The organism is Prevotella sp. ICM33 (assembly GCF_000517825.1).
Classification (GTDB): domain Bacteria; phylum Bacteroidota; class Bacteroidia; order Bacteroidales; family Bacteroidaceae; genus Prevotella; species Prevotella melaninogenica.
The window spans coordinates 1-5,152 of record NZ_JACD01000029.1 but is presented as its reverse complement, the minus strand read 5'-3'; the positions used below and the strand labels follow the sequence as shown (position 1 = coordinate 5,152).

The window sequence follows — 5,152 nt, the reverse complement described above, 5'->3', positions numbered from 1 at the left end:
ATTTGAAAAATCATTACATAATTTCAAAGAAAACATCTATAACTAACGGCAAAAACACATATTAGAAGCAGGTTTGCAATCAACAGTAAATCAATTAGTTATAAAGTGGTAAAATAAAAGGTGCTTAATTGAACTTCAAAAGGGCGTTAGTAAGACCTCAAAAGGGCACCTTTTGCAAGTCAATTAGGCGTCTTTTAGAACCCAAAAGAGCATGGATTGGTTTTGAATTACACAAAAATAGTTTACAAAAATCTATGGCATGGGAATAAATTGTTTGTAGAAGACAGATAGACATCGCACTTAATGATGTTTATCATGTAGTTTATCCTTCTTTATAAAAACCATATTATTTAAATTAATCATACCATGTATGTGGATTAATCTCATTCTATTTATAATCTACACATTTAATGGAAGAACCGCTTTTATGCCACAATTAAAGCACCATGTTTTTAACTTTTTTTCATTACTATATAGTAGTTATATCATTTAAAAATAGTAACTTTGTGCGAATTTAATCAGTAAGTTGTGACTAAAGATATAGTCAAAAAAAGAGTTCGAGATATTCTGGATGAATACCTCGAAGCTAACAATCATCGCAAGACTTCAGAGCGATATGCCATCTTGGATGCAGTGTATGACATGGGAGAACATTTCTCCTTAGATGAATTGGGTGCAGCACTTGAAAAGAATAATTTTCGAGTTTCTCGTGCCACACTTTACAATACGATGCGTCTTTTCATTGAATTACGTCTCGTAGTCAGACATCGGTTCATCGGTCAAACCAAGTATGAGGCATGCTATAACAATGAAGATCATATCCATCAGATCTGTACGCTATGCGGAACAGTGACAGAAGTTGATTCCCCAGAGATTGCGGATGCTATAAAGAACACAAAGTTCCACCGCTTTCGCCGAGATGGTTTCTCCTTATATATATATGGAATATGCTCACGCTGCCAAGCTGCCTTGTCGCGTCAGAGAAGCAAGTTTCTTACACAGAAACAAGTAAAAAACTCACATAAAAGCAAATGAACACAGGTAAAGTAGACGTCCTGTTGGGTCTCCAATGGGGTGATGAAGGAAAAGGTAAGGTTGTAGACGTGCTCACACCACGCTACGATGTAGTAGCTCGTTTCCAAGGAGGTCCGAACGCAGGACACACTCTTGAGTTCGAAGGTCAGAAGTACGTGCTGCGTTCTATACCATCAGGCATCTTCCAAGGTGGCAAAGTTAACATCATTGGCAATGGAGTTGTATTAGCTCCAGATCTCTTTATGGGTGAAGCAAAAGACCTTGAGAAGAGTGGACATCCTCTAAAGGAGCGTCTACATATCTCAAAGAAAGCCCACCTTATCATGCCAACACATCGTATCCTCGACCGCGCTTACGAAGCAGCAAAGGGTAAAAATAAGGTTGGAACTACTGGCAAGGGTATTGGTCCTACTTATACTGATAAGATCAGTCGAAATGGTTTACGTGTTGGTGATATCCTCTGTGACTTCGAACAAAAGTATGCTGCTCATAAGGATCGTCATATGAAAATGCTTGCAGCACTTGGTTGGACAGACTTTGAAGGCTTAGAAGAGACTGAGAAGCTTTGGATGGAAGGCATAGCATATATGAAGGAGTTTAAGTTTGTTGATTCTGAAAATGAAATCAACCGCCTCCTTCGTGAAAGCAAGCATATTCTTTGCGAAGGTGCACAAGGAACTATGCTGGACGTAGACTTTGGTTCTTATCCTTTCGTAACTTCTTCAAATACAATTTGTGCAGGTGCTTGTACTGGACTTGGTATTGGTCCTAATAAGGTGGGTAATGTCTATGGTATCATGAAGGCCTACTGTACTCGTGTCGGCTCTGGACCATTCCCAACAGAATTATTTGACGAGACCGGAAAGACGATTCGTAATCTCGGCCATGAGTATGGAGCTGTTACCGGACGTGAGCGCCGTTGTGGTTGGATTGACCTTGTTCAGCTTCGCTACTCTGTAATGGTAAATGGTGTGACTGAGCTTATTATGATGAAGAGTGATGTTCTTGATAGCTTCGAAACTATCAAGGCATGTGTTGCATACGAGTTGCCAGATGGTACAGAGACAAAGGACTTCCCTTACGAGATTGATAATGTGAAACCAATCTACAAGGATTTCCGCGGTTGGAAGAAAGATATGACAAAATGTAAGTCACAGGATGAATTCCCAGAGGAGTTCCGTGAGTATGTAGCTTTCCTTGAGAACTATCTTGAGACCCGCATTGGTATTATCTCTGTTGGTCCTGACCGCGAACAAACGATCGTTTTATAATCTTGTTTAGGCTGTGACTGGCGGTTATAAGCATTCAGAAAAGCTTATATTCGTTTCTCACAGCCTAATATTTTTCATTCGTAAAACAAAAATACAAGACAAATGGCAAACAAACCTTCCATCCCAAAGGGTACCCGTGACTTCGGCCCAGATGAGATGGCAAAACGAAATTACATATTTGATACCATCAAACGTGTTTACGCTCTCTATGGCTTTCAGCAGATAGAGACACCTTCTATGGAGACCTTACAGACGTTGATGGGTAAGTATGGTGAAGAAGGAGATAAACTTCTTTTTAAGATTCTGAATTCAGGAGATTACTTGAAGGCTGTTAGCGATGAAGAACTTAAGGAGCGCAATACACTAAAGATGCAGACAAAACTCTGCGAAAAGGGATTGCGTTATGACCTTACAGTACCTTTTGCTCGCTACGTGGTGATGCATCGTGATGAGTTGCAATTACCTTTCAAGCGTTATCAGATACAGCCTGTTTGGCGCGCTGACCGCCCACAAAAGGGTCGTTATCGTGAGTTCTATCAGTGTGATGCAGATGTAGTTGGTTCAGACTCATTGCTAAATGAGGTGGAATTAATGCAGATTATTGACACTGTATTTACAGAATTCGGTATTCGCGTACAGATAAAGATTAACAATAGAAAGATTCTCACAGGTATAGCTGAAGTAATTGGTGAGAAGGATAAAATTGTTGATATCACAGTTGCTATCGACAAACTTGATAAGATAGGACTTGATAATGTAAACGAAGAACTGCGTAATAATGGAATCTCTGAAGAAGCAATAGAGAAGTTGCAACCTATCATTAAGTTAGAAGGAACCAATGAAGAGAAACTTGATGTTATTGCAGAAGTCTTGAAGGAGAGTGAAACTGGACTAAAAGGTGTTGAAGAAACGCGTTTTATCCTTGAAACATTGAAGGGTTCTGGACTAAACAATGAGATACAGCTCGACCTTACTTTGGCACGTGGATTGAACTATTACACAGGTGCTATCTTTGAGGTTAAGGCCCTTGATGTACAGATTGGTTCTATCACAGGTGGTGGACGTTATGACAACCTAACTGGTATCTTTGGTATGCCAGGTATCTCTGGTGTCGGAATTAGCTTTGGTGCTGACCGCATTTATGATGTTCTAAATACGCTCGACCTCTATCCAAAGGAGAGCGTACAGGGTACACAGCTTCTCTTTATTAACTTTGGAGAGAAGGAAACTGCCTACTGTCTGCCAATTGTTGCAGCTGCACGTAGGGCTGGTATTCGCACTGAAATGTTCCCTGACAAGGCTAAAATGAAGAAACAAATGAGCTATGCCAATGCAAAGAACATTGGTTTTGTTGCCCTTGCAGGTGAAACTGAAATGCAAGAAGGTAAGATAACACTAAAGAATATGACTACTGGCGAACAGGAACTTGTAAAGCCAGAGGAGATTATTAGTAGATTTTAGAAGACACTCCCCTCCCCCTGTTAAGGAGAGGGGGACTTCTTTTTTATTAATGCCTTTTATTAGTCTGCTTAGTAAAGTAAGACACAAGCAGAAGCTAACTATATTACCACTAAACATGAAACGAATCCTTATTCTTTGCTTTATAGTATTAGGCTGGTTACATTCTGCCTTTGCCCAAGTAACATTCAACATTGATGGCTTTTCCAAACAATACTATGGTAAGGTTTATTTCTCTGACACATCAGCAATTTCTTCTGCTGGTTGGGTTGAAGTTTATGACCGCTCTACTAAAAAGAAGCTTATTCATGTTGATGCTGATGAACTATCATTTGATCTTCATGATGGAGAAATTAAAGCAAATATAGCCGAGATTCCATATGGAGAATACAGTGTTTTACTCTATGAAGACTATAATTTTGATGGAGTAAAGGACTTTGCTATTATGGATGGGTTCAACAGTTGTTATGGTGGACCATCCTTTCAAATATTTTTAGCATCGGGAAAAGACTTTGTTTATAATGAAGGTTTCACTGAATTAGCACAAAATAATTGCGGTATGTTTGTGGTTGATGCTAAAAACAAAGTTATATCTACAATGACGAAAAGTGGTTGTTGTTTGCACTATTACTCAGATTTTATAGTAGAAAACAATAATCCAAAGCTTATCCGCACACGCACTGACGACTGTCTTAAAGCCCCTATTTGCACTACAACAATAGAAGAATGGAAGGGAGAAAAGAAGACAAAGACAGTTACCAGTACTATTGATTTAGACAGTGAAATTATCAGCGACTATTTCAAGTTTCATGTTGATAAGGAGAATAAGGATATTATTCTTTGTAATTTTTATGACGATAGACTGTGTTACGTTATTCTTGATGCTAAGCAGAATGTGGAGTTTTACTATCCATTTGAAGAACTACGGCAAACGTCAGACTTTATTTTCTATAGGAAAAATGGTAAGTTAACATTCAAAAATAAGGATGCAAGCTATACTATTTATGACAAGTCTGGAAAAATAGGTGTTGATATTACTTACAAAGGTAAAACTCATCAGTGGAAAGGTAACGCAAAAAGTCGTCGAGGTAGCATAGGAAAACTATTAAAAAGCAGCTTAGATAATGTTGTATATCAATAGCAGAAACGTATTGTTTTAATATTATATCAGAAGAAATTCATTAGCTCCAACCAGAGTTCTGTCTTATTCTTAATTAGGGTAAAGAATCGATCAAGCCTGAAGATAAGACAAGGTAACAACACATATAAAGGGTATCCAGAGACGGGACAACTCATAAAGTAAAATTACATAAGCGTAAACAAAAACTTAATAGGGACAGTAGATATTTAGTGGGGATAGGCATATATTTTGGCAAGTCTAAAAAGAA

At 38.5% G+C, this 5,152-nt stretch carries 4 protein-coding genes; all 4 read left to right on the top strand.

Annotation, left to right across the window (positions count from 1 at the left end; translation table 11 throughout):
• Positions 1-528 precede the first annotated feature (528 nt).
• The 4 genes from HMPREF1505_RS04240 to HMPREF1505_RS04225 all read left to right on the top strand — a co-directional run bounded on the left by HMPREF1505_RS04240 (position 529) and on the right by HMPREF1505_RS04225 (position 4,905).
• The gene (locus HMPREF1505_RS04240) at positions 529-1,035 is read left to right on the top strand and encodes a Fur family transcriptional regulator (RefSeq protein ID WP_013263943.1); all 507 of its coding nucleotides are present in this window, start codon (positions 529-531) and stop codon (positions 1,033-1,035) included.
• On the top strand, positions 1,032-2,306 hold the full coding sequence (locus HMPREF1505_RS04235; protein WP_036923025.1) for an adenylosuccinate synthase: 1,275 nt from the start codon (positions 1,032-1,034) through the stop codon (positions 2,304-2,306). The genes HMPREF1505_RS04240 and HMPREF1505_RS04235 overlap by 4 nt, the downstream gene beginning before the upstream one ends.
• Positions 2,307-2,408: 102 nt before the next feature.
• Positions 2,409-3,767 (top strand): histidine--tRNA ligase, encoded by a 1,359-nt coding sequence (gene hisS, locus HMPREF1505_RS04230; protein WP_004361112.1) that lies wholly within the window; start codon positions 2,409-2,411, stop codon positions 3,765-3,767.
• 115 nt (positions 3,768-3,882) lie between these two features.
• Positions 3,883-4,905, top strand: a complete 1,023-nt coding sequence (locus HMPREF1505_RS04225; RefSeq protein WP_051412312.1) for a hypothetical protein — start codon at positions 3,883-3,885, stop codon at positions 4,903-4,905.
• Positions 4,906-5,152 lie beyond the last annotated feature (247 nt).